The sequence below is a fragment of the uncultured Shimia sp. genome (assembly GCF_913054185.1).
GTDB lineage: Bacteria > Pseudomonadota > Alphaproteobacteria > Rhodobacterales > Rhodobacteraceae > Shimia.
The window spans coordinates 1-19,583 of the sequence record NZ_CAJXIV010000013.1; the positions used below are offsets into that span (position 1 = coordinate 1).

Annotated in this window: 25 protein-coding genes and 1 pseudogene; 15 read left to right on the forward strand and 11 right to left on the reverse strand. The window is 56.2% G+C overall.

Annotation, left to right across the window (positions count from 1 at the left end; all coding sequences use genetic code 11):
• From QZ517_RS04630 to QZ517_RS04645, 4 genes and pseudogenes are all read left to right on the forward strand, one after another.
• Positions 1-761, forward strand: a pseudogene (locus QZ517_RS04630) (glutamine synthetase); the annotation flags it as partial.
• Between the two features lie 78 nt (positions 762-839).
• A complete protein-coding gene (locus QZ517_RS04635; protein ID WP_294222878.1) occupies positions 840-2,144 on the forward strand; it encodes an FAD-binding oxidoreductase in 1,305 nt (434 codons plus the stop codon).
• A gap of 114 nt (positions 2,145-2,258) precedes the next feature.
• Entirely contained in the window at positions 2,259-3,476 is a 1,218-nt protein-coding gene (locus tag QZ517_RS04640; protein ID WP_294222883.1) for an aminotransferase class I/II-fold pyridoxal phosphate-dependent enzyme, read from the forward strand.
• Positions 3,477-3,606: 130 nt separating this feature from the next.
• Positions 3,607-4,596 (forward strand): LLM class flavin-dependent oxidoreductase, encoded by a 990-nt coding sequence (locus tag QZ517_RS04645; RefSeq protein WP_294222884.1) that lies wholly within the window; start codon positions 3,607-3,609, stop codon positions 4,594-4,596.
• A gap of 84 nt (positions 4,597-4,680) precedes the next feature.
• Here the strand turns inward: QZ517_RS04645 and QZ517_RS04650 are convergent, their stop codons facing one another.
• The 4 genes from QZ517_RS04650 to QZ517_RS04665 all read right to left on the reverse strand — a co-directional run bounded on the left by QZ517_RS04650 (position 4,681) and on the right by QZ517_RS04665 (position 6,921).
• Positions 4,681-4,821: a hypothetical protein gene (locus tag QZ517_RS04650; protein ID WP_294222886.1), complete on the reverse strand. Its 141-nt coding sequence runs from the start codon at positions 4,819-4,821 to the stop codon at positions 4,681-4,683.
• Between the two features lie 5 nt (positions 4,822-4,826).
• Entirely contained in the window at positions 4,827-5,537 is a 711-nt protein-coding gene (locus QZ517_RS04655) for an alpha/beta fold hydrolase (RefSeq protein ID WP_294222889.1), read from the reverse strand.
• An 82-nt stretch (positions 5,538-5,619) separates the two neighbouring features.
• Positions 5,620-6,057: a VOC family protein gene (locus QZ517_RS04660; protein WP_294223108.1), complete on the reverse strand. Its 438-nt coding sequence runs from the start codon at positions 6,055-6,057 to the stop codon at positions 5,620-5,622.
• A gap of 102 nt (positions 6,058-6,159) precedes the next feature.
• A complete protein-coding gene (locus QZ517_RS04665) occupies positions 6,160-6,921 on the reverse strand; it encodes an alpha/beta hydrolase (protein ID WP_294222933.1) in 762 nt (253 codons plus the stop codon).
• A gap of 160 nt (positions 6,922-7,081) precedes the next feature.
• On the opposite strand from QZ517_RS04665, the gene thrS reads away from it, so the two are divergent.
• From thrS to QZ517_RS04695, 6 genes are all read left to right on the forward strand, one after another.
• Positions 7,082-9,031, forward strand: coding sequence for a threonine--tRNA ligase (gene thrS / locus QZ517_RS04670; RefSeq protein ID WP_294222935.1), 1,950 nt, complete (start codon positions 7,082-7,084; stop codon positions 9,029-9,031).
• A 255-nt stretch (positions 9,032-9,286) separates the two neighbouring features.
• A complete protein-coding gene (locus QZ517_RS04675; protein ID WP_283425138.1) occupies positions 9,287-9,592 on the forward strand; it encodes a DUF2282 domain-containing protein in 306 nt (101 codons plus the stop codon).
• Positions 9,593-9,720: 128 nt separating this feature from the next.
• Positions 9,721-10,023 (forward strand): DUF2282 domain-containing protein, encoded by a 303-nt coding sequence (locus QZ517_RS04680; protein ID WP_294222942.1) that lies wholly within the window; start codon positions 9,721-9,723, stop codon positions 10,021-10,023.
• Between the two features lie 11 nt (positions 10,024-10,034).
• On the forward strand, positions 10,035-10,892 hold the full coding sequence (locus QZ517_RS04685; protein ID WP_294222945.1) for a DUF692 domain-containing protein: 858 nt from the start codon (positions 10,035-10,037) through the stop codon (positions 10,890-10,892).
• On the forward strand, positions 10,889-11,641 hold the full coding sequence (locus tag QZ517_RS04690; RefSeq protein ID WP_294222948.1) for a DNA-binding domain-containing protein: 753 nt from the start codon (positions 10,889-10,891) through the stop codon (positions 11,639-11,641). The genes QZ517_RS04685 and QZ517_RS04690 overlap by 4 nt, the downstream gene beginning before the upstream one ends.
• Before the next feature lie 12 nt (positions 11,642-11,653).
• On the forward strand, positions 11,654-12,178 hold the full coding sequence (locus QZ517_RS04695; protein ID WP_294222950.1) for a DoxX family membrane protein: 525 nt from the start codon (positions 11,654-11,656) through the stop codon (positions 12,176-12,178).
• Positions 12,179-12,230: 52 nt separating this feature from the next.
• On the opposite strand, the gene QZ517_RS04700 is transcribed toward QZ517_RS04695, so the two are convergent.
• A complete protein-coding gene (locus QZ517_RS04700) occupies positions 12,231-12,545 on the reverse strand; it encodes an ArsC/Spx/MgsR family protein (RefSeq protein ID WP_294222953.1) in 315 nt (104 codons plus the stop codon).
• A 207-nt stretch (positions 12,546-12,752) separates the two neighbouring features.
• Between QZ517_RS04700 and QZ517_RS04705 the strand changes: the two genes are divergently transcribed.
• Positions 12,753-12,959, forward strand: a complete 207-nt coding sequence (locus tag QZ517_RS04705) for a cold-shock protein (protein WP_283425143.1) — start codon at positions 12,753-12,755, stop codon at positions 12,957-12,959.
• Positions 12,960-13,040: 81 nt separating this feature from the next.
• Here QZ517_RS04705 and QZ517_RS04710 read toward each other — a convergent pair whose 3' ends face one another.
• The 3 genes from QZ517_RS04710 to QZ517_RS04720 form a co-directional block, all read right to left on the reverse strand.
• Positions 13,041-13,340 (reverse strand): hypothetical protein, encoded by a 300-nt coding sequence (locus QZ517_RS04710; RefSeq protein ID WP_294222957.1) that lies wholly within the window; start codon positions 13,338-13,340, stop codon positions 13,041-13,043.
• Positions 13,341-13,459: 119 nt separating this feature from the next.
• A complete protein-coding gene (locus QZ517_RS04715) occupies positions 13,460-13,936 on the reverse strand; it encodes a dihydrofolate reductase (protein WP_294222960.1) in 477 nt (158 codons plus the stop codon).
• 2 nt (positions 13,937-13,938) lie between these two features.
• Positions 13,939-14,772 (reverse strand): thymidylate synthase, encoded by an 834-nt coding sequence (locus QZ517_RS04720; protein ID WP_294222963.1) that lies wholly within the window; start codon positions 14,770-14,772, stop codon positions 13,939-13,941.
• Positions 14,773-14,980: 208 nt separating this feature from the next.
• On the opposite strand from QZ517_RS04720, the gene QZ517_RS04725 reads away from it, so the two are divergent.
• Genes QZ517_RS04725 through QZ517_RS04735 form a run of 3 tightly spaced genes read left to right on the forward strand, consistent with a single transcriptional unit; the run spans position 14,981 to position 16,898 of the window.
• Positions 14,981-15,409 (forward strand): VOC family protein, encoded by a 429-nt coding sequence (locus tag QZ517_RS04725; protein WP_294222966.1) that lies wholly within the window; start codon positions 14,981-14,983, stop codon positions 15,407-15,409.
• Positions 15,406-16,146: a DUF1194 domain-containing protein gene (locus tag QZ517_RS04730; protein ID WP_294222969.1), complete on the forward strand. Its 741-nt coding sequence runs from the start codon at positions 15,406-15,408 to the stop codon at positions 16,144-16,146. Before QZ517_RS04725 ends, QZ517_RS04730 begins: the two co-directional genes overlap by 4 nt.
• Positions 16,143-16,898 (forward strand): DUF1194 domain-containing protein, encoded by a 756-nt coding sequence (locus QZ517_RS04735; RefSeq protein WP_294222972.1) that lies wholly within the window; start codon positions 16,143-16,145, stop codon positions 16,896-16,898. The genes QZ517_RS04730 and QZ517_RS04735 overlap by 4 nt, the downstream gene beginning before the upstream one ends.
• Before the next feature lie 89 nt (positions 16,899-16,987).
• Here the strand turns inward: QZ517_RS04735 and QZ517_RS04740 are convergent, their stop codons facing one another.
• From QZ517_RS04740 to QZ517_RS04750, 3 genes are all read right to left on the reverse strand, one after another.
• On the reverse strand, positions 16,988-17,485 hold the full coding sequence (locus QZ517_RS04740; protein ID WP_283425152.1) for a winged helix DNA-binding protein: 498 nt from the start codon (positions 17,483-17,485) through the stop codon (positions 16,988-16,990).
• A 91-nt stretch (positions 17,486-17,576) separates the two neighbouring features.
• On the reverse strand, positions 17,577-17,873 hold the full coding sequence (locus tag QZ517_RS04745) for a succinate dehydrogenase assembly factor 2 (RefSeq protein WP_294222977.1): 297 nt from the start codon (positions 17,871-17,873) through the stop codon (positions 17,577-17,579).
• A gap of 2 nt (positions 17,874-17,875) precedes the next feature.
• A complete protein-coding gene (locus QZ517_RS04750; protein WP_294222979.1) occupies positions 17,876-18,277 on the reverse strand; it encodes a helix-turn-helix transcriptional regulator in 402 nt (133 codons plus the stop codon).
• An 81-nt stretch (positions 18,278-18,358) separates the two neighbouring features.
• Between QZ517_RS04750 and QZ517_RS04755 the strand changes: the two genes are divergently transcribed.
• On the forward strand, positions 18,359-19,561 hold the full coding sequence (locus QZ517_RS04755) for a pyridoxal phosphate-dependent aminotransferase (RefSeq protein WP_294222981.1): 1,203 nt from the start codon (positions 18,359-18,361) through the stop codon (positions 19,559-19,561).
• Positions 19,562-19,583: the final 22 nt, after the last annotated feature.

Here is a 19,583-nt window from a genome sequence, read left to right on the forward strand (position 1 = left end):
TCGACGGCATCACCCAAGAGGGTGGCGCTGGCCAACTTGAAATCAACATGGTGCACGGCGATCCGCTCAAACTTGCGGACGAGGTTTTCTACTTCAAACGCTTTATCCGCGAGGCCGCGCTGCGCCACGATTGTTATGCCACCTTCATGGCCAAACCAATCGAGGACGAGCCAGGCTCTGCCATGCACATCCACCACTCGATCCTCGACATCGAAACCGGACAAAACATATTCTCTGGCCCGCAAGGGGGCGAAACAGATGCGTTTTTCCACTTTATTGCCGGCCTGCAAAACCACCTGCCCGCCGCAATTGCGGTGATGGCACCTTACGTGAACTCCTACCGGCGCTACGTGCGCGACCACGCAGCCCCGATCAATCTGGAATGGGCACGCGACAACCGCACCACCGGCATCCGCATTCCAATCTCGTCCCCACAAGCCCGTCGCGTGGAAAACCGCATCGGGGGCATGGACTGTAACCCCTACCTCGGCATCGCGGCGTCTTTGGCCTGCGGCTATCTCGGGCTTTTGGAGCAAGAACGCCCGGACAAGCAATTCAAAGGCGACGCCTATGACGGCGAAGAAGCCATCCCCCGTATTTTGGGCGGCGCACTGGATCTGTTTGATGAAGCCAAAGACCTGCACGAGGTGCTTGGGCCGGAATTTGCCCGCGTTTACTCCATTGTGAAGCGGGCCGAATACGAAGAGTTCCTCTCCGTCATTTCCCCATGGGAACGCGAGCACCTACTGCTCAACGTGTAACTGCCAAGCGATTGGCCTTCCGGGCCAATCCGCTGCCTCCAGCGGAGGTATTTTCAGAAAGAGAAAGCGAGAGGCGCCATGAACCTGCTCGATGCCAATGATCGCAAAGGTCACTACCCAGACAGTTGGTATGCGGCGACGGCGCAACCGCTGGCACCATTTGCCCCGTTAGAAGGCACGCGCAAGGCAGACGTCTGTGTGATTGGCGGCGGCTTCACAGGCCTGTCCACCGCGTTGCATCTGGCGGAACGCGGCTTTGATGTGGTCTTGCTAGAGGCACATCGCGTGGGCTTTGGCGCCTCCGGGCGCAACGGCGGACAGCTCGGCTCTGGTCAGCGCATGGAGCAAGATGGGCTTGAGAAACTGGTTGGGCAGGACGATGCCGCCAAGCTTTGGAAACTGGCCGAAGACTCCAAAGACCTCGTCAAAGGTTTGATCTCCAATCACAACATCAACTGTCATTACAAACCTGGCATCGCGCATGCCTGCTTCTCCGCCAAAGAAGTCCGCGAAGAACACGACTATACGCACCACCTGCAAACCCGCTACGGATACGACCAGATCGAGACGCTGGACCAGGACGCACTGCAGGTGATCTGCCCTTCTCCAAAATACGTGGGGGGCAGCTTGGACATGGGCGCCGGCCATCTGCACCCACTGGCATTTGCTTTGGGGTTGGCTGAAGCGGCCGCAGCAGCAGGTGCAACCATCCACGAAACCTCGCGCGTGACTCAAATTGAGCGTGGGACCAATGTCACCGTAAAAACAGACGGCGGACAGGTCACTGCCGATCACCTGGTGCTGGCTTGCAATGGCTATCTTGGCGATTTGGAGCCGAAAGTGGCCAGCCGGGTCATGCCGATCAACAACTTCATCGCCGCAACCGAACCACTAGGCGACGATGTCGCCAAAGTCCTTGCACGCGATGTGGCTGTGGCAGACTCCAAATTTGTCATCAACTACTTCCGGCTTAGCCATGACAATCGCCTGCTGTTTGGCGGTGGTGAAAGCTATGGTTACACCTTCCCGGCCGATATTGCCGCTACGGTGCGCAAGCCGATGGTGGATATTTTCCCGCACCTTCAGGACATTAGTATCGACTACGCTTGGGGCGGCACCTTGGCGATCACCATGAAGCGCATGCCATATTTGCGCCGCCTCGCCCCCAATGTGATCTCCGCTTCTGGTTACTCTGGCCACGGCGTCGGCACCGCAACCCATGCGGGCCAGTTGATTGCAATGGCACTGGCTGGCGAGGCCGAAGGCTTTGGTACAATGTCGCGCGTGCCAGCATCGCCCTTCCCCGGCGGCGCCCGCATGCGCAGCCCGCTGCTGGCCCTGGCCATGACCTGGTTCGCCCTGCGCGACCGGCTTGGCGTTTAAGCTAACCGCGACACTTTTTCCGCGACGTTTTACACGCAAACACGTGTTTGCGCTTCCCTGTGGTGATGCATTGTTTTATGTTTTCGAAAACACAACTTAAGAAAGTTGAAAACTATGACGTTGCCTCCCAATGTGTATGACGCGGAACCCATTCCCGCCTCCGCCCGCGAAGAGATCGATCGCCTGCTGCAATCCGGCGACCTGTTCCGCTACACAGCGGCCGAGAATGCACCAGTGACCCTGCTTGAAGCAGAATTCGCCGCCATGCTGGGCAGCAAATATGCACTGGCTGTGTCGTCCTGTTCCGCCGCGTTGTTCCTGTCTCTAAAAGCTCTGGACCTACCGCGCGATGCCCGCGTGCTGTTGCCCGGCTTCACCTTTGCTGCGGTGCCTTCTTCTGTGGTGCACGCCGACTTGGTTCCGGTGCTTTGTGAAGTTGGGGACAACTACCGCATCGACCTGGTGGATTTTGAAGCGCGGCTGGATGACAATATCTCCGCCGTGATCATCAGCCACATGCGCGGCCACACCTCTGACATGGATGCCATTATGGCGCTGTGTGAGGCCCGCGACATCCCTGTGATTGAAGACGCTGCACACAGCCTTGGCACCACATGGCATGGCCGTAACATCGGCACCATTGGCAAAATTGGCTGCTTTTCTTTCCAGTCCTACAAACTGATCAACGCGGGCGAAGGTGGCATCATGGTGTCTGACGACGCCAATCTGATTGCCCGCGCAGTGATCATGTCCGGCGCCTATGAGCACAACTGGAAAAAGCACAAAGCCCCCGAAGGCGACAACACCGGCGAACTGGAGGCGGCCTTTGCCCGCTGGCAAAACCTCCTGCCGCTTTACAATCTTCGTCTGTCAAACCTGTCAGCAGCAATTATCCGCCCGCAATTGGCCGAGGTCCCACGCCGGGTGCGCGATGGCCGCGCCAACCACGACTACGTTGCGGACAAGTTGAACGCTTCCCCTTGGTTGCAGGTGCCTGAGAAGCTGGCCCCTGAAGCGCGCGCGCCGGATTCGATCCAGTTCAACCTCGAGGGTTTGGACAACACGCAAATCCTTGCATTCCAAGACGCCGCCAATGCCCGTGGCGTAAAAGTTCAAGTTTTTGGCCAATCCACTGACAATGCCCGCGCCTTCTGGAACTGGCAGTTTGTGCCAGAAAAACAAGAGCTTCCCAAAACCCGCGCCATGCTGATGTTCGCCTGTGACGTGCGTTTGCCAGCCCGATTGAAAACCGAAGAGCTAGACCTGATTGCAGGGGCTTTGACCGCCGCCGCCGAAGATGTCATGGGCGCAGCCAAAGCATACGGCACTTAACGGCTACTAACAATTTTACAGAGAAGCGGGCCACAATGGCCCGCTTTTCATTTTTATCAGCAGCACAGCTCTAGCTTTGCACGAGAAGCCCTTTATATGGTGGACTCCTTGTCTAAGTCTGGAGCGCGCCATGATCCCCTACTCACTGCTCGACCTGTCGCCCATTCCACAAGGCGGCACGGCCGCAGACGCGTTGCGCAATACACTCGATTTGGCACGAAAGGCGGAGCGCTGGGGATACACACGTTATTGGATCGCCGAGCATCACAACATGCCAGGCATCGCTTCGTCCGCCACAGCAGTATTGGCCGGCCAAGTCCTTGCGGCAACGCAAACGATGCGTGTCGGGGCTGGTGGCATCATGTTGCCCAACCACCCGCCTCTGATCGTCGCAGAACAATTTGGCACACTCGCGTCCCTTTATCCTGACCGCGTTGACCTTGGCTTGGGACGTGCACCTGGCACGGACATGAAAACAGCCTCCGCGCTCCGGCGGGGCTTGGCTGGAGCAGACCACTTTCCACAGGATGTTGTTGATCTCATCGGGCTATTTCAAGCATCAGAAAGAGGGCAAGCTATTCGCGCAATTCCCGGCGAGGGCACCAACGTGCCGATTTGGATCTTGGGTTCCAGCCTGTTTGGCGCACAACTCGCCGCTCAACTTGGTCTCCCATATGCCTTTGCCTCTCACTTTGCCCCAGATTCGCTGGAAGAAGCCGCAGACCTCTACAGGCACCGGTTTACCTCCGGCAAAACGCCCAAGCCGCATTTCATGATGGCCGTGAATGTGTTTGGGGCTGACACTGAAGCAGAGGCACGCCGCTTGCGCACGTCTCCGCAACAAGGGTTTTTGAACTTGCGCAAAGGCACACCCGGACCATTGCCCAAACCCGTCGACCGTTTTGAAGATGTGGCCACGGACGCTGAAGCCCGTTTGGTCAACCATGCCTTGCGGGTCACAGCGGTTGGCACCAAAGCCATGATCAAAGAGCAAATGTGCGCTTTGATCGATACCCACCAACCTGATGAAGTTATGCTCACCGGCATGATCCATGACCACACGGCGCGGCTCAAGTCTTTTGAGATGGCGGCTGAGATCATGCAGGAATTGGGGGCCTAACCACCAGCGGCCTAAAATTCTGGCCAGCTTGCTCTTTATCCTCCTGATGTCCAACGCGGCAATCGCCACGCCCAACGGCAGCATTCAGAACCCCAACACCGGCAGGAACCCAAACACACCAAAGATCATCAGCGCAATCCCAAGCACTAAGCGCATACCTGGCGGCACTTTCAGGCGCACCCAAGCTTTGGCGCGGTGGATTTTTTGCTTTGATTGATCAGACACCAACCTCATCTGAGGATCAACGGTTGCTCCATCCACTTACGTAAGGCCAATGTAGTGGCTTCCGGCTGCTCCAAAGTTGGCAGATGCCCTGCATCCGCAATGATTTCGAGCTCCGCATAAGGGATCAGTTCCGCCATAAAACTGTGCCGTTTCACGGGCGTCAGCCCATCGTGTTCACCACACAACACCAAAGCCGGGCACTTGCACCGCCGCAATGCGCCCTGTTGATCCGGTCTTCGCTGCAAGGCCCGCGCTTGCCGCACAAGCGTTTCCGCCCCCAAACTGCGACCCATGTTCAGCACCTGTGTCAAAACCTCATTGCGCTGAGCCGTTGGCGCCAGATACTCCGGCCGCATAAACTCGGCCAGAACCTCATCCAAGCGCCCTGCCCGCGCGCCAACAATCAACGGCTCATAACTCGCCGCACTGGCTGGGGTTTCCGCCAACGGGTTGGTATCCATAAAGGCGATACGGGTGATGCGGTCCGGTATTTTGCGCAACAATTCCATTGCAACGATGCCGCCCATGCTCAGGCCAGCAAGGGCAAACTTTGGCGGCAAATGCGGGATCAAAGACGAGGCAATCTCGCTGATCCGCTCTCCCTGCGTTATCGGCGCGACCGTCACCAAGTGATCTCGCGACAAATCCGCGACCTGATGCGCAAACAATCGCGCGTCACACATCATGCCCGGCAGCAGAACGATAGGCTCCTGCATGCTCTACCCCTTATATACTCTTTTTGTTGTGCGTAACTGTGACAGAGACACCCTCTAGGTCAAGCCATCCTGGTACAAACGGTCAATATCCGCCCCAACGAAACGCGCCATTTTTGTCCAACGGTGAGAACGGGTTATGAGCAACTTCCCATACATGGCCGTCCGGATCACAGAAGTATCCTATGTAGCCTCCCCAAAAGATGTCGCCAGCTGGCTTTAGAACACGCCCACCCGCCTGCACGACCAGATCCAAAATCGGCGCAACCTCTTCCTTTGTTGCAACATTGTAAGACAGGGTCATGCCTGAAAACCCACCAATGGCCTCCTCGGGAATGCCCAAATCTTCCGCCAACTTCGTCTTCGAATACAGACCCATTGTCTGACCAATCAGGTTGTACGCTACCACCTCCTCAGGATCGTCCGGACCCGTTGCCCGTTGCCAGCCCAAGGCGTCGTAAAACCGCGCTGCCGCCTGCACGTCTTTCACCGCCAATGTGATCAGGCTGACCCGCTGCTGCATGGTCAAATCAGATGAATTCATCTGCCAATCCCTTCTTTATACTTCATAGACAACCACTTTCAGAACGCCGACAGAAAATGACCTACAAAACCAAAAATGTTCTCATTGTGAAATTCGAGGAGCAGAAATTACCTCCTCAACCTTACTTTCAATCAATTTTAGACAAATTGGATCTGAGAAGCGATGGTCTTTTCCCTTCACCATTTGCAGCTGAATGTCCTCACCTTCGACGTGATCAAGCAAACGATAGGCTACCGAACTGTTCACAGCCGTATCTTCTGTACCCTGCAGGAACCGCACCGGGAATGGCAGCGGCAACGGGCTGCGCAGCACAAGACGGTCGCGCCCATCTTCGATCATGCGCTTGGTGATGATGTAGGGCTCCATGTAATCTGACGGCAAAGCCACCTGCCCCTCCGCTTCAAGCTGCGCTTTCTGCTCCGGCGTGAAGCCCGCCCAATAGCTGTCCTCGGTGAAATCCGGCGCGGCAGCGATGGTCACCATGCCTTGAATGCGTTCCGGCATGGCTGTGGCCAAAAGCAATGCCTGCCAACCGCCCATCGAAGAGCCAACCACAATCAGCGGCCCATCGGTCAAAGCGTGGATAGCCGCAACCGTGTCCTCATGCCAATCGCCAATACAGCCGTCTTCAAACGCGCCATCACTCTCACCGTGCCCGGAATAATCAAACCGCAAAAACTTCTGTCGACGCGCCTGCGCCCAGGCCTCAAGGTGCACCGCTTTGGTGCCCTCCATGTCAGACTTCAGCCCACCCAGGAACACAACTGTTGGCCCATTGGTGCCGCTCTTGTGATAAGCAATACGCCGTCCCTGCGGCGTGTCAAAAAACTGCGTGACGCTCATGGCCCGAATTCTCTCCTTGATTTGACCTGACCTTAACCCTCTGCGCACAAGGGATAAACCCCGCTTGACTTGCCCCCTTCTTAGGTTCATGAAAGCGCCGAACCATATACTTGCAACCGGGCGTTCCGTGGGCGCCAAACTGACGAGGAGCTTGAGGCTGATGGCCGATATTTCCCTTACTTTTCCTGATGGTAACGCACGTTCTTACGAGAGCGGCACAACCCCTCTTGAGGTCGCATCGTCGATCTCGACCTCCCTTGGCAAAAAGGCCATTTCCGCAACTGTGGATGGCCAACATTGGGACCTGCAATGGCCGATTGACGCGGACGCGTCGATCGCGATCAACACCCTCAAAGACAGCGACGCCGAAGCGCTGGAATTGATCCGGCACGACTGCGCCCATATCATGGCCCGTGCCGTGCAAGAGCTTTGGCCTGATGTGAAAGTCACCATTGGTCCCGTTATTCAAAACGGCTGGTACTACGACTTTGACCGCAAAGAACCGTTTACCCCTGAAGATCTCAGCCGCATCGAAAAGAAGATGAAAGAGATCATCAACAAGCGCGAGCCTGTGACCACCGAAATCTGGGACCGGGATCGCGCCGTAAAGTTCTACGAAGCCAACAACGAGCCTTATAAAGTGGAACTGATCGAGTCCATTCCGGGTGACGAGCCGCTGCGCATGTATTGGCACGGCCATTGGCAAGATCTCTGCCGCGGCCCACACCTGCAACATACCGGTCAGGTGCCAGCCGATGCCTTTAAGCTGATGTCCGTGGCTGGAGCCTACTGGCGCGGCGACAGCGACCGCGCAATGTTGCAGCGTATCTACGGCGTGGCCTTCAAGAACAAAGAAGACCTCAAAGCCCACCTGCACATGCTGGAAGAGGCCGAGAAACGCGACCACCGCAAACTGGGCCGCGAAATGAACCTGTTCCACATGCAAGAAGAGGCCCCTGGTCAAATCTTCTGGCACCCCAACGGCTGGCGCATCTACACCACGTTGCAAGACTACATGCGTCGCAAGCAAGAGGTCGGCGGCTATGTTGAGGTGAACACACCTCAAGTGGTCGACCGCAAGCTTTGGGAAGCCTCCGGGCACTGGGACAAGTACCAGGAAAATATGTTCATCGTGGAAGTGGACGAAGACCACGCCCGCGAAAAGGCTGTAAACGCACTCAAGCCAATGAACTGCCCGTGTCACGTGCAGGTGTTCAACCAAGGCCTGAAGTCTTACCGCGACCTGCCGCTGCGCATGGCCGAATTTGGCTCCTGCGCCCGTTATGAGCCCTCCGGTGCGCTGCACGGCATCATGCGCGTGCGTGGCTTCACCCAAGATGATGGGCACATCTTCTGTGCTGAAGATCAGATCACTTCGGAAACCAAGAAGTTCATCGACTTCCTGTCCGAGATCTATTCTGACCTCGGTTTCGACGACTGGACCATCAAGCTCTCCACCCGCCCGGAAAAGCGTATTGGCTCAGACGAAAGCTGGGACTACGCTGAAAAAGCTCTTGGTGACGCCTGTAACGCGGCTGGCTACGAATTTGAACTGCTCGAAGGCGAAGGCGCGTTTTATGGTCCCAAGCTTGAGTTCACCCTGACCGACGCCATTGGCCGGAACTGGCAGTGTGGCACGCTTCAGGTCGATCCAAACCTGCCGGAGCGTCTGGACGCCACATATATTGGTGCGGATGGGGACAAACACCGCCCAATCATGCTGCACCGCGCCACATTGGGCTCCTTTGAGCGCTTCATCGGTATCTTGATCGAAGAACACGCTGGGAAATTGCCGTTCTGGTTGGCTCCACGTCAGGTGGTTGTGGCAGCCATTGTGTCTGACGCAGACGACTACTGCCTCGAGGTTGTCGAAGCGCTCAAAGCCGTTGGCGTGCGTGCCGAAGCCGATTTGCGCAATGAAAAGATCAACTACAAAGTCCGCGAACACTCCGTGGGCAAAGTGCCGGTGATCTTGGCGATTGGTAAGAAAGAGATCGAGGAACGTACCGTGTCCACCCGCCGCCTTGGCGAAAAGCAAAGCAAAGTCCAGTCTTTGGACGAAATCGTGAGCCAGTTGTCACAAGAGGCAACCCCGCCCGATTTGGCCTAAGAGCTTTTGCAACATTTCAACAGGCGCGTTACGGGAAACCGGACGCGCCTGTTTCAATTTTGAAGGAAAACCAACCTTCCAGCGCTGGAATCTTCACGAAACCGTCACGCCATCTAACGCGTCTGTGACACACAGCCCCGTGATTGGCCTTTGAAGCGCCCCCCGACCTAATCTCTACTCATGCCACCGAGCAAACGATCACACACAGATCAGCAAGGCGGCCGAGTTTTAGACATTCACAAGGGAAGAGAACCAATGTCCAACACAGTAAAAACACTCGCAGTTGCAAGCGCCGTAGCCGCAGCCCTGTCCGCACACGCCACCACCGCAGTGGCCGCTGAAAAAGAGAAGTGCTACGGCGTTTCGCTCGCAGGCCAGAACGACTGCGCCGCTGGCCCAGGCACAACATGCGCCGGCACTTCCACTTCCGATTACCAAGGCAACGCTTGGAAACTCGTTGACGCTGGCACCTGTGCCTCCATGGAACTGCCAGCCATGGCAGACGGCAAAGCCCGCATGGGCTCTTTGGAAGCGCTGGAGCGTGACCTGCCAAAGTCCTAAGTCAGACTTTCGAAGCCCCGGGACGCCGGGGCTTCACCGCAAACCTTCGCGTTTTCCACAGAAAAATGAAATACTTCACCTGAACACACGTTCGCTCCCGCCAACGCCCCGTTTCAGGATCCAAAGATATGACCCAGTTTTCCAAAACACTGCCCCTCCTTTCTGCCGTTGCTGCGGCCCTTGCCCTTCAAGTTGGCCCCGCTGAGGCCGCCAAAAAGGAGAAGTGCTACGGCGTTGCCAAAGCTGGTGAAAATGGATGTGCCGCCGGCCCCGGTACCACCTGCGCAGGCACCTCAACTCTCGATTACCAAGGCAATGCTTGGACCCTCGTGGAGGCAGGAAGCTGCCTCGACATCGCACTGCCAGACATGGCTGACGGCGCCCCTCGCACGCCGTCGCTTGAGGCCCTGCCTCGTGACCTGCCTTCCTAAGGATCAACCTGATGTATGATGCGCCACAGCCTCCCAAAGGCCTGCCCAACTTGCCCGGTGTCGGCTATAAACCGCAGCATTATAATGACTTGCTCGCCAATTCTGGCACAGTCGGTTGGCTCGAAGTCCATGCGGAAAACTACATGGGCGACGGTGGTCGCCCCATTGCGCAACTGCGGGAACTCACCAAACGCTTCCCGATCTCGGTGCATGGTGTCGGGCTCTCGATTGGCGGCGAAGGCCACTTGGATTCAGAGCATCTGGCGCGTCTGAAACACTTGGTCGATTGGCTCAATCCCACTGTGTTCTCCGAACACCTGGCCTGGAGCACCCACGATGGGGCCTTCCTCAACGACCTGCTGCCCCTGCCTTACACCGACGACACGCTGACCCGCGTCTGCGATCACATCGACCAGTTACAAACCACCATTGGCCGTCAGATGATGCTGGAAAATCCATCCAGCTACCTGGCCTTTGACGAAAGCACCCTGTCGGAGCCAGACTTCCTGCGTGAGGTGGCCAAGCGCACTGGTTGCGGCCTGCTCTTGGACGTGAACAACGTTTTTGTCTCCGCCACCAACCTGAATTATGACCCCAAACAATACATCGCGGATTATCCGCTTGAACATGTTGGTGAAATTCACCTCGGTGGACACGATGAAGACGAAGATGATCACGGCAAACCGCTGCTGATCGACAGCCACGGCGCGCCCGTGGTGGACCCAGTTTGGGCTTTGCTCGACCACACGCTGTCCCTGTCCGGTCCTCGCCCCATTCTGATTGAATGGGACACGGATGTGCCCGAGTGGCCAATCCTGCACGCCGAGGCGGAACGGGCAGATATCGCTCTTTCGAAGGTGACCGCATGACCGTCACCCAAACCACCTTCCGCAGCGCCATTTTGGACAGCCAACAAGACCGTCCCATTGGGCTGTCTGACGCAAAAGGCCAACCAGCTGGACGCCGCTTTGACGTCTATCGCAACAACGTCGCTATCTCTCTGACAGAAGCCTTGGCCACTGGGTTCCCCACAATTGCGAAACTCATTGGCCACGAAAACTTCAACGCTGTAGCTGCCATCTTTCTGCGCCAATCCCCGCCTGCGTCTCCTTTGATGATGCACTACGGTGCTGGTTTCCCGGAATTCTTACGTGATTTTGAACCGCTCGCGCACCTCGGTTACCTCGGTGACGTGGCCGACCTCGAGCTCGCCCTGCGCCAAAGCTACCACGCCGCCGACGCCACTCCGATTACACCTGATGCGTTGGAAACTGTGCCGCCGGAACAGCTTGGCGAAGTGACTTTTTCCTTTGCGCCCGCGGTTTTGGTCCAGCAGTCCCCATGGCCGCTGCACGCCATCTGGTCCTTTAACATGCAAGACGGCCCCAAACCTGAAGCCGTTGCACAAGATGTGGTCATCATGCGGCCGGAGTTTGATCCAGAGCCCCATGCTTTGCCACCCGGCGGCTACACTTGCCTGAAAAGTTTGATGTCTGGCGACACGCTGGGCATTGCTGCCGCCAAAGCAACTGAGGCTGACAACGCCTTTGATCTGGGCGCAGCCCTTACTTTACTTTTGTCGGGCAATGCCCTGACTTCCATAACTATTTCGACATAACCGGAGGTCTCTATGTCCAATATCATCACCCTTTACCAAGACCTCATTGACCGCCTAAATCGTCTCGACTGGCTTGTTCCCACTCTGGCTCGCTTGACCTTCCTGATGGTGCTGTTCTTCTACTTCTGGAACTCCGCCATGTTAAAAATCGACGGGTCAATTTTCTCACCTTCCGCCGGTGCCTTTGGTCAAATCTTCCCAAAAGCCGCTGAAGCCGTGGTGTGGGACGTCTCCCAGATGACGATTTTCCAGCGCATTGTGATCTTGGCTGGTACCGTAGCGGAGTTTGTACTGCCAATTCTGATCATCCTTGGCCTGCTCACTCGGCTTGCCGCATTAGGCATGATTGGCTTTGTTGCCGTGCAAACCATAGTCGATGTCACCGGCCACGGCGTGGCGCTTGGCTCTCTGTTTGACAGCGCTCAGGCCTTGATTGACCAACGTATGATGTGGGCCTTCTTGTTTGTCGTGCTGGTCTTCAAAGGCGCTGGCCCGCTTTCACTGGACGCACTGTTTAGGCGCCGCGACACCGCATAGCGTTTCGGCCAACAAATGAGAAAGCCCGCGCAATTGGCGCGGGCTTTTGTGTTTACAGAAGCGCGGCTTGAGTGTCTTTGCCCCACCCCAGATAAAGCACACCACTCTGCTCAATCAGCGGACGTTTCATCAACGTGGGGTGCTCAACCAAAAGCGCCAACACTGGTTTTGCCCGCTCTTCTTCACTCAGATTTCGCCATGTAGTTGAGCGTGTGTTGGCCAAGACGGCTCCAAACTGTTCAAAAGCCGCCTTCAGTGTCTCTCCAGGCACGCCATCAATCCGCACATCAACAAAATCCGCACCGTCCAATAATTTCAAAACCTTACGGCACGTATCACAATTCTTAAGCCCATATAGCGTGGTCATTCCTGGCCCTTTCTTCAGTTCCCCAAAAGACTTAATGCAACTGATTTCAAAATTCACTGCGGTTTTTCTTGATTTTTGCGGGAGCCGTGCAATCCTCTAGGTGGTGCAGTTTTTCGTGCCTCTGAAAGCGTGCTTTCAGATTTAGTTATTTTTGCACCACCGGGCCCCAGCCCGGATTGACTAAAAGTGAATATGGAGGAGAACGGTATGCCACGCGGTACCGTAAAGTGGTTTAACACCACAAAAGGCTTTGGGTTCATTGAACCGGAAGAAGGCGGAAAGGACGTTTTTGTCCATATTTCCGTTGTTGAACGGTCGGGTCTCAAAGGCCTGACTGACAATCAAAAAGTTGAATTTGAAATGACCCAAGGCCGAGACGGCCGCGATATGGCGGGTGAGCTCAAAGTTCTATAATAAGATTGGGGCGCCATTTCGCGCCCCTTTCTGCAACAGACGCGCGCCCCATTGGCGCGCGTTTTGTTTTGCGACGCAGATTTAAGAGCAGCCCTTTGATCCTGGAGGACAGCTCATGCTGTAGCTGCGCTTACGGGAACCACCCGCGTTGTAATACACTTCACCGGTGTTTGGGTTGCCGCAGCAAATCACGCCACCCATGGTCACCGGCTGCAGTCCGCTGGGGCAAAAATTTGTAGACGCAGGGTACGGGTGCATCAACATGCCCTCAGGTTGGTTCACGGGACCAATCACCGGTGCATTGCTGCTCCAGGTTTGCGCCGAAACAGGCGCGGCTACGGTCAATGTCAATGCGGCAATAATAAGGGAAAAACGCTTCATAGGGCCCAGGCTCCAATGGCTGAAACAATGTGGTTAACTCATGCTAACCTACTGCCTAGCCGGGGAAACTGTCAATTTGGTCCTGAAAAACAATGTGTTTCACAGCAAAGCTGGCACATTCAACGCCGCAGATACTCACAAACTTCACACTTTGGTCCGTCCCCGGGCAACACCCGGGAAGACCCCAGCCGCCACGTCGCAAGATCCACCTCCGGGAAAAACGTGTCCGCATCCGGCACGTCGATATCCACTTCGGAAATCAGCAACCGATCCGCCAGGGGCAGCATTTCCGCATAAATCCCGGCTCCGCCAATGCCATAGACCCGATGATAGCCTTCTGCATAGGCCAGCTTTACCGCCTCCGCCACAGACGGCACCACCACATCTGCCGCATCTGGTTGAGAAGACACAACAATATTAAGCCGCCGCGGCAACGGTTTCTTTGGCAGGCTGACCCAGGTCGCCCGCCCCATGATGATGGCGCCACCAAGCGTTTCGCGCTGAAACGTCTTCATATCTTCAGGAATGGCCCAGGGTATATCGCCATCCCGACCAATTGCCCCGTTGCGCGCGCGTCCAACAACCAATGAAATCATGATTACACCGCCACCGGCGCTTTGATGCCTGGATCGGGCTCATACCCGACAAACTCAAAATCGTCGTATTCAAAGTCAAAAATCGAGCCGACATCCCGCTTCAACCGCAGCTGCGGCAAGGTTTTTGGCGTGCGAGACAGCTGCAGGTTCACCTGATCAAGATGATTGGAATAAATATGCGCATCGCCAATCGAATGCACAAAATCACCGACCTCATAGCCAGTCACATGTGCCAGCATCACCTGAAGCAAAGCATATGACGCGATGTTAAACGGCACGCCAAGGAACATATCTGCGCTGCGTTGATACAGCTGCAGGTGTAATTTTCCGTTGATGATCCGCACCTGCCACATCGTGTGACATGGCGGCAGCGCCATCTGCGGCACATCTCCGGGGTTCCACGCCGACACAATCAAGCGTCGGCTGTCCGGTGAGGTTTTGATCATCTCCACCATGTTGGCAATCTGATCCACACCCTTTTTCACAAACAACGGTTCGCCCTCATGGGCAATGCCAGAGGCCTGCAATGTCGGAAATGCCCGCCACTGATAGCCATAAACTGGGCCAAGGTCGCCGTTTTCATCCGCCCATTCATCCCAGATCCGCACCCCGTTGTCTTTCAGGTACTTGATGTTGGTGTCACCGGACAAAAACCACAGCAGCTCATGAATGATCGAGCGCAGGTGCAACTTCTTGGTGGTCACCAAAGGAAACCCATCAGACAAGCGATAGCGCGTTTGCATGCCGAAATAGGAAATGGTGCCCGTGCCGGTCCGGTCGGTGGACTCTTCGCCATGATCCAAAATGGTGCGAAGTGCGTCGTGATACTGCTGCAAGGTCTGCTCTACCTTATTCTGCCTGTTGTCCGTCCATCGTGCCGCAACCGCGGGCCAAGTTCAATCTGATTGCGCCCTGTCCTGACACTGCGCCCCCTCCAAACAACCAAAGCTCAACGCTCGCCGTCGAGAAAGCCCAAACTTCGCGCTGGATTCACCGCCCCACTCCGTGCTTTGATAGCGCCAACACCAACCAAGGAAATATTAGATGCACGTGAAATACCTGCACACAATGGTCCGCGTCTCGGATCTGGAAGCTTCTATGGCGTTTTACGCGCTGTTTGGCCTCAAAGAAATAAAACGATATGACAGCGAGGAAGGTCGCTTCTCGCTGGTCTATCTTGCCGCGGATGGCGACCACGACGCACCACTAGAATTAACTCACAATTGGGACGGTGATGACGGCCTGCCGTCTGACAGCCGTCACTTTGGTCATCTCGCATACGAAGTTGGCAACATCTACGAGATGTGCCAGCACCTTGCTGACAACGGTGTTGTGATCAATCGTCCGCCGCGTGACGGGCGCATGGCTTTTGTGCGGTCCCCCGACAACATTTCAATTGAGCTGCTACAGCAGGGTGATGCCCTGCCTCCGGCTGAGCCTTGGGCCAGCATGGAGAGCACCGGTCACTGGTGATCCGCCGCGCGGCATATGTCGCGCTTTTGGGGATGGCCCTCGCGGCCTCCCCTGTTCCCTCTGCGGCCAACACCTTGCCTGTTTGTCGCATCGCGCTGCTGCTTGCGCTGGATGTCAGCTCTTCCGTGGATGCCCATGAGGACATGCTGCAACGTCGTGGATTGGCCGCGGCGCTCATCGCGCCAGAAGTACAAGCTGCCTTCCTAAACGCCCCTCATTCGGTGGCCTTTTCTGTCTATGAATGGAGCGGCCGCACACAACACCACACTTTGCTGGACTGGACCGTCATCGACAGCCGCCAGACCCTTTTGGAAAGCGCGGCCCAATTGGCCCTCTCCAAGCGCTCCACCACTGAATTCCCGACAGCCTTGGGTCATGCCGTTGGCCACGCAGCCCGGCTGTTTCGGGAGGCGCCCCCTTGTGACGTTCAGGTCTTGGATGTGAGTGGAGATGGCGAAAACAACGACGGCTTCACCCCAAAACAAGCATACAACGCCTTCCCACTTGACGGTGTCACGGTCAACGCATTGGCGATTGAAACTTTTGGTGAAAAAGCCGCCGACCTTGGCGCGCAACCCGGCGATATGGTGAACTATTACAAACGCGAGCTGATCCGTGGCCCCGCCGCTTTTGTGGAAGTGGCGGCCGGATTTAACGATTTTGAGAATGCCATGCGGCGCAAGTTGTCTCGCGAACTTTCCGTAACAGTATTGGGTCAGTTGGACTTGCACCCTTGAACCTTCAGACTGCTTTCACCACCACCGTTACCGTGTTTTCTCTGTGTTTGGCATCAGCCGTTCATGCCCAATGCCGGCAGGCCCTTGCGCTTGGACTGGATGTATCCGGTTCCGTGGACAATGCCGAATACCACATGCAACTCAATGGCTTGGCCGCCGCTTTTGAGAATATCAGTGTGAAGAAGGCACTGCTGCAACCCGGCACTCCACCTGTTGCGTTGGCAGTTTTTGAATGGAGCGGGCCAGACCACCAGAACTTAATAGTTCCATGGACAGACATCACGTCGCCTAGCGTTTTGTCCGATATCACCAACACATTGCGTGGCACACGGCGCCCCAAAATGGATGTCTCCACCGGCTTAGGCCCTGCCATCGCATTTGGCGCTGCACTGCTGCAAACGCAGCCGACCTGCTGGCGTTGGACCTTGGACATCTCCGGTGATGGAAAAGCCAACACAGGCCCCCTGCCCCGCGATATCCCGCTGCCGGAGCAAATCACCGTGAATGCGCTGGTGATTGGTCCCGGTGCATCCCGTCCCAGCGGCGAATCTCGTGAGGAAACCGCCAGTTTGGTGGCCTATTTTGACGCGTGGGTCACGCGCGGCCCAAATGCCTTTGTCGAGGTTGCACATGGGTTTGCAGATTACGAGGCCGCAATGACCCGCAAACTTCTGCGCGAAATGGAAGGTCTATCTCTTGCGCTTATCGACACACCGCTGAGGCACAGAGGCCGAGCACAAAATCAGCCTTAGTTGGACACCGGAAATAGGAAAAGCGCGCCGTGCCTTTCTAGGCTGACGCGCAAAAGCCGCGGATTCCCCGTTCTAGGGTGTCCGGGAATTTAATAGATGTAGCGGATCTGGTCGGTCCAATACCGCTCCACACGACGCAGCGCGTGGGTGATCTGCTCGATTCCATCTTCGCCCAGCACACCTTTGGCCTGTAGGCCTTCGGCATGACGCGCAAACAGCTTGGAAATCACGTCGCGGATTTCACGGCCTTTGTCGGTCAGACGCACCCGCACAGAGCGGCGATCAATCTCGCAGCGCTGATGGTGCATATAACCCGCATCGACCAGTTTCTTCAGGTTGTAGCTCACATTGGAGCCTTGGTAGTAGCCGCGTGTCTTGAGTTCGCCCGCAGTCACTTCGTTGTCGCCAATATTGAACAGCAACAGCGCTTGTACCGCGTTAATTTCGATAACCCCAACACGTTCAAACTCGTCTTTGATCACATCCAGCAACAGCCGGTGCAGGCGCTCAACAAGCGCCAGCGAGTCCAAATAGTCAGTCATAAACGACTGCTCTGGCCCGCTTTCCATTGATGAATGAAAGCTCATTCTAGTTCTCCGTCAGCTTTGTCTGACAACAAGACTGACGGATAAAGCCCAACAAGTGGTTAAACCGTCCAAAAGACGTCACAAATTCGCGTCAATTACGGCCACTGATCGCTGTCGAAATGTCTGAAATCATCGCTGCAAATGGCGCCGGAGCTGGTTTTTGCCCCGTAACCCATTGATATAAGTCCTGATCATTCTCGTTCAGCAGAGAATCGTACAGGTCCAGCGTCGCCGCATCCATCGAGGACAAATTGTCCGCCGCATAGCGCTCCAGAATAATGTCCATCTCTTTGATCCCACGCCGCATCGAGCGCATTTGCATGCGCTTCAGGCGATTCTCATGGGTTTCATTTGCCGGATTCGGGGTCCTTGTGGGCACGTCGATCATCGTCACACCTTATTGCGCAGCGCTTTTTCCAAACGCGCGAGCTTTTCTAGGTCATTTTTCATGCGGCTGCGGATCACGCGGATCTCCTGCACAATTGCCAATAGGTCCGTATCCGCAGTCTCTTCGTCGCCTGGCATCTCCACGCCATCCCCGTCGCCGGTCAGCAACCAGCCCACAGACACATTCAACAGGCCCGCCATCATCGACAGCCTATTGGCACGTGGCTCGCTCAGGTCACCTTCCCAATTGGACAGAGTGCTGCGTTTGATACCCAAACGTTTGGCCAGCTCGCCTTGTTTCAGACCCGCCGCCTCTCGCGCTGCGGCCAACCGATCGCCAAAGGTAGCCACGTCCTCGCCATACCAACCCTCGTCGGTCAGCGGTTCCACTTGGTCCTGTGACATATACATTCCTTTGGTTTCTGCCTTGAACGGCATTCCTGCGCACCCTAAGACATGGAGACAGTGATTACAAACGAGGCCCAAATGTCTTTCCTGTCCAACACCCTGTCCCGCGTGAAACCCTCCCCGACCATCGCTATGACAGCAAAGACCGCCGAGTTGAAAGCTGCAGGCCGCGATGTGATTGGCCTCTCCGCAGGGGAACCAGACTTTGACACGCCGCAAAACATCAAAGATGCCGCCGTGGCAGCAATTGCGGCAGGCAAAACCAAATACACCGCGCCGGATGGCATTCCCGAGCTGAAAGAAGCCGTGTGTGCTAAGATGAAGCGCGACCATGGGCTGGACTACACCCCAGCGCAGGTTTCCGTCGGCACCGGCGGCAAACAGACGCTCTATAATGCGTTGATGGCCACCTTGAACGATGGCGACGAGGTCATCATCCCCGCACCCTACTGGGTCAGCTACCCCGACATGGTGCTGCTCGCCGGTGGCGCACCGGTGGTTGTCGAAACCTCGCTGGACACCAAGTTCAAGCTGACCGCAGATCAACTAGAGGCCGCAATCACGCCCAACACCAAATGGCTGATCTTCAACTCACCGTCCAACCCCACCGGCGCAGGCTATTCCCGTGAAGAGCTCAAGGCACTGACAGACGTGCTGATGCGCCACCCCCATGTCTGGGTGATGACCGACGACATGTATGAGCACCTCGCTTATGACGGCTTTGAATTCTGCACCCCTGCCGAAATTGAGCCCGGCCTCTATGAGCGCACTCTGACCTGCAACGGAGTCTCCAAGGCTTACGCCATGACCGGCTGGCGCATTGGCTACGCGGCTGGCCCTGTTGAACTGATCGCCGCCATGCGCAAGATCCAGTCGCAAAGCACCTCCAACCCCTGCTCTGTGAGCCAGTGGGCCGCTGTTGAGGCGCTCAACGGCACACAAGACTTCCTGGCGCCAAACAACGTGGTCTTCAAACGCCGCCGCGACTTGGTGATTGAGATGCTGAGCCAAATTGACGGCCTCACCTGCCCAACACCAGAAGGCGCGTTTTATGTCTACCCATCCATCGCCGGGTTGATTGGCAAAACCACGCCCAAAGGTACCGTGATCGAGAATGACGAAGCCTTTGCCAACGCCCTTCTGAACGAGGCGGATGTGGCTGTGGTCTTTGGCGCCGCCTTTGGGTTGTCCCCCAATTTTCGGGTCAGCTACGCCACGTCTGATGAAGCTCTAAAAACCGCCTGTACGCGCATTCAAGATTTCTGCGCCTCTCTGACCTAATCGCGGACCCAAATCAAAAGGT

Excerpts from the sequence above, each read along its gene's own strand:
- QZ517_RS04635 (WP_294222878.1), top strand. The coding sequence starts at position 840 with ATGAACCTGCTCGATGCCAATGATCGCAAAGGTCACTACCCAGACAGT.
- QZ517_RS04640 (WP_294222883.1), top strand. The coding sequence starts at position 2,259 with ATGACGTTGCCTCCCAATGTGTATGACGCGGAACCCATTCCCGCCTCC.
- QZ517_RS04645 (WP_294222884.1), top strand. The coding sequence starts at position 3,607 with ATGATCCCCTACTCACTGCTCGACCTGTCGCCCATTCCACAAGGCGGC.
- QZ517_RS04655 (WP_294222889.1), bottom strand. The coding sequence starts at position 5,537 with ATGCAGGAGCCTATCGTTCTGCTGCCGGGCATGATGTGTGACGCGCGA.
- QZ517_RS04660 (WP_294223108.1), bottom strand. The coding sequence starts at position 6,057 with ATGCAGCAGCGGGTCAGCCTGATCACATTGGCGGTGAAAGACGTGCAG.
- QZ517_RS04665 (WP_294222933.1), bottom strand. The coding sequence starts at position 6,921 with ATGAGCGTCACGCAGTTTTTTGACACGCCGCAGGGACGGCGTATTGCT.
- thrS (WP_294222935.1), top strand. The coding sequence starts at position 7,082 with ATGGCCGATATTTCCCTTACTTTTCCTGATGGTAACGCACGTTCTTAC.
- QZ517_RS04675 (WP_283425138.1), top strand. The coding sequence starts at position 9,287 with ATGTCCAACACAGTAAAAACACTCGCAGTTGCAAGCGCCGTAGCCGCA.
- QZ517_RS04680 (WP_294222942.1), top strand. The coding sequence starts at position 9,721 with ATGACCCAGTTTTCCAAAACACTGCCCCTCCTTTCTGCCGTTGCTGCG.
- QZ517_RS04685 (WP_294222945.1), top strand. The coding sequence starts at position 10,035 with ATGTATGATGCGCCACAGCCTCCCAAAGGCCTGCCCAACTTGCCCGGT.
- QZ517_RS04690 (WP_294222948.1), top strand. The coding sequence starts at position 10,889 with ATGACCGTCACCCAAACCACCTTCCGCAGCGCCATTTTGGACAGCCAA.
- QZ517_RS04695 (WP_294222950.1), top strand. The coding sequence starts at position 11,654 with ATGTCCAATATCATCACCCTTTACCAAGACCTCATTGACCGCCTAAAT.
- QZ517_RS04700 (WP_294222953.1), bottom strand. The coding sequence starts at position 12,545 with ATGACCACGCTATATGGGCTTAAGAATTGTGATACGTGCCGTAAGGTT.
- QZ517_RS04705 (WP_283425143.1), top strand. The coding sequence starts at position 12,753 with ATGCCACGCGGTACCGTAAAGTGGTTTAACACCACAAAAGGCTTTGGG.
- QZ517_RS04710 (WP_294222957.1), bottom strand. The coding sequence starts at position 13,340 with ATGAAGCGTTTTTCCCTTATTATTGCCGCATTGACATTGACCGTAGCC.
- QZ517_RS04715 (WP_294222960.1), bottom strand. The coding sequence starts at position 13,936 with ATGATTTCATTGGTTGTTGGACGCGCGCGCAACGGGGCAATTGGTCGG.
- QZ517_RS04725 (WP_294222966.1), top strand. The coding sequence starts at position 14,981 with ATGCACGTGAAATACCTGCACACAATGGTCCGCGTCTCGGATCTGGAA.
- QZ517_RS04740 (WP_283425152.1), bottom strand. The coding sequence starts at position 17,485 with ATGAGCTTTCATTCATCAATGGAAAGCGGGCCAGAGCAGTCGTTTATG.
- QZ517_RS04745 (WP_294222977.1), bottom strand. The coding sequence starts at position 17,873 with ATGATCGACGTGCCCACAAGGACCCCGAATCCGGCAAATGAAACCCAT.
- QZ517_RS04750 (WP_294222979.1), bottom strand. The coding sequence starts at position 18,277 with ATGTCACAGGACCAAGTGGAACCGCTGACCGACGAGGGTTGGTATGGC.
- QZ517_RS04755 (WP_294222981.1), top strand. The coding sequence starts at position 18,359 with ATGTCTTTCCTGTCCAACACCCTGTCCCGCGTGAAACCCTCCCCGACC.